The sequence below is a fragment of the uncultured Methanobrevibacter sp. genome (assembly GCF_905235195.1).
Lineage (GTDB): Archaea > Methanobacteriota > Methanobacteria > Methanobacteriales > Methanobacteriaceae > Methanarmilla.
The window spans coordinates 1-2701 of the sequence record NZ_CAJOKH010000090.1 but is presented as its reverse complement, the minus strand read 5'-3'; the positions used below and the strand labels follow the sequence as shown (position 1 = coordinate 2701).

Below are 2701 nucleotides of genomic sequence, written 5' to 3'. Positions count from 1 at the left end.
ATTAGTTTTAGTTGTATATGTTTTACCGTTGATTTTTATTGTTACTTTTTTGTTTTTTACTATTTTGTTTTGGTTCATTAAGCTTACAGTGTATTTTTTTGGTTTTTACTTTAAGTTTATAGCTTGCTGGTTTTGCAGTTATCTTTGGAGTAGCTTTTTTAACTGTAATTTTTCCTAATGCTGATGAAGCCTTATATTTATCTGATCCTGCATATTTAATCCTTGCAGTATATGTTTTAGGACTAGAAGTTGGAACTTTAATTTTAACTTGACCATTACTATCAGTCCTATAGTTTTTAGTACTGCCTAATATTTTTACAGTTAATACTTCTCTAGTTATAGGATTATTCTTTTCATCTTTTAATGTAATCACTAAATATTTATCTATATTATAAGTAGTTGTTACAGGATTTGCAATAATTTTACTTACAACTTTATTTTTTGAAACAATAATACTTGCATTTGTTGAGTTTTCTTTTGGATAATCTGTGAGACTTAAAACAGCAGTATATGTACCAGGTTCTAAATCTACAATCCATCCTTCACCACTTAAAGCATAAACAGTTTTAACTAATGAACCATCTTTGTATATTTTAATGGTAGTATTAAATCTATCATACAATGTACCATTTACTGTTAAGTTGAATTTTAATCTTTCACCTGATTGATAAGGTGAAGTGTAATTTATTACATTTATAATAGCAGGAATAATCTCTGTACCATCAGTTGTATCTGAATTTGTATTAAATCTGCATAAACTAGCAGTTCTCTCATACATTGCTCCACCATCTTTGCCTGCTTTGTTTCCGGTGAATGTACAATTATATGCACTACCATAAGCCATTGCTCCACCATAATTGATTGCTTGGTTTCCGGTGAATGTACAGTTATATGCATTTCCATAATACATTGCTCCACCAATATAGTCTACTTTGTTTCCGGTGAATGTACAGTTATATGCACTACCCCCACCAAAGATTGCTCCACCAAAGTCTGCTTTACCGTTTATGAAATTTATATTATAAAATCTAACATTGTAATTTGAATCAATTACACTAAAGATTCCTGCCAAGTAACTTCCATTAATTGTTACTCCATTACCATAGATTGTTAAATTTCTGTTAATATAAATTCCATCTTTGAAATTAGAGTCTACATCTGCATCATATTTGTAATTATTGGATAAATAGATTGTAGAATTAATATTACCATTAATAGTTGTATTTAAGTCGTTGAAAGATAATGGTTCTTCATTTTCTGCAGTGGTTTCATCGTTTACAGACTTACCTTGCCTATCACCATTAACATTATTATTTCTTCTTTTTTAAGTTCAACATCATCATTACTATTTGAAACATCATCATATTGATGAGTAGTTGTTTCTAAAGCACTATATTCTTTAGTATTAGTATTAGTTACTTCTTTACTTGTATTTTCTGTTGCACTTATAGCAGAAATACTTAAAATACAAACAAGAAACATGAAAACTAAAAAATATTTATTTTTATTATTCATGTCTAAAAAAAAACCTCCATATTATTATAATGGTATATTATAACTAATAAATATTACCCCATAAAAAGCCCCCTCAGAGGAAAATAAACAATCATAAAGCCCCAATGTTAGTAATTCAACCCTCATATATATTCTGTGTTTTCTTAGAAATTTAATTCTTAAACAGGATGTCCCTTTATAAAAAAAATTAGTAACTTATCAATTATGGTAATACGAAATATATAAACCCACCACAAAACAACACTAAACAAAAACATACCCCCTAACCCTATAATGCTAATATCTGAATAAAAAAAATATATCAAAACACTATAAAAAAAACCAACAGAAATAAAAAACAAACAAAATGCCCCCCCCCCCATTTTATTTATCTTATCTGTCGATTTTTTCAGGAAATAATTATTTAAAAAATGTTATCTATTAATAGATTAGATGTTATTAGCTATTTCCATTATCTTTTTTGTGTCTGATATTCCTTCTATTTCTTTAATGAAATCATAATAATTATATTTGATATTGCACGCACTACAATTAAAGATATTTGATTCTTTAAAGACTACTACACTTGATTTATTATCAAAATGGAAGGGACATAAACAAGTTACTCTGTTACCATAGTCTTTAATGGTTTCTACTCCATAATGGTTACCATATCCTTATTTGTGGAATTATTTTTATATTTCCTATTCTGCATTACCTTCTTTTGTCTTAATAATTGTTTATCATAATTAGTTTTAACTATTTTATTTTCTAATTGTTTTAAATTATCTGTAAAATTATCTGTACTAATATAATCATCCATATTAAAATCTATTACTTTAGATTTCTTTTTTAAAATGTTTAACAAATCATCAAAACTTGTATCTGTTGATATTGGAGTTGTTATTAAATCTGTTTTAGAATTATATGTGTACTGTAGTCTCTGCTTTGTCCTATGATTGCCAAGTACACTAAAATCTAATAATTTGTTTCGTAAAATAAGTGTTTAAAGAATTAGATTAAACTTTAATTGCATATGCTAAAGTAAAAAATCTTGTTTTAGTAACTCAAGAAGATATCAATAGAGATGTAGTGAAAAAATTATAAAATTTAGGGGCCTGAAATCTTCTGAATAAAATTCGGGCTGAAATCTCTTATTTTTTATATTTATCATATTCATTTATAATTGTTTGTAAAAATACAATTT

The 2701-nt window shown here is 26.6% G+C and carries 4 protein-coding genes; all 4 read right to left on the bottom strand.

The features are described 5' to 3' along the window. Positions 1-22 precede the first annotated feature (22 nt). Positions 23-1072 carry a hypothetical protein gene (locus QZ146_RS08555; protein ID WP_295723626.1) on the bottom strand — a complete coding sequence of 350 codons (1050 nt, stop codon included), beginning with the start codon at positions 1070-1072 and terminating at the stop codon, positions 23-25. Positions 1073-1275: 203 nt separating this feature from the next. Continuing rightward, positions 1276-1515 (bottom strand): hypothetical protein, encoded by a 240-nt coding sequence (locus QZ146_RS08550; protein WP_295723623.1) that lies wholly within the window; start codon positions 1513-1515, stop codon positions 1276-1278. A 428-nt stretch (positions 1516-1943) separates the two neighbouring features. Next, positions 1944-2141, bottom strand: coding sequence for a CHC2 zinc finger domain-containing protein (locus QZ146_RS08895; RefSeq protein WP_365316985.1), 198 nt, complete (start codon positions 2139-2141; stop codon positions 1944-1946). 5 nt (positions 2142-2146) lie between these two features. Continuing rightward, entirely contained in the window at positions 2147-2317 is a 171-nt protein-coding gene (locus tag QZ146_RS08545; RefSeq protein ID WP_295723620.1) for a hypothetical protein, read from the bottom strand. Positions 2318-2701: the final 384 nt, after the last annotated feature.

What these genes read in the sequence shown, in the direction of transcription:
- QZ146_RS08550 (WP_295723623.1), bottom strand. Translation starts at nt 1,515, where the DNA reads ATGAATAATAAAAATAAATATTTTTTAGTTTTCATGTTTCTTGTTTGT.
- QZ146_RS08545 (WP_295723620.1), bottom strand. Translation starts at nt 2,317, where the DNA reads ATGGATGATTATATTAGTACAGATAATTTTACAGATAATTTAAAACAA.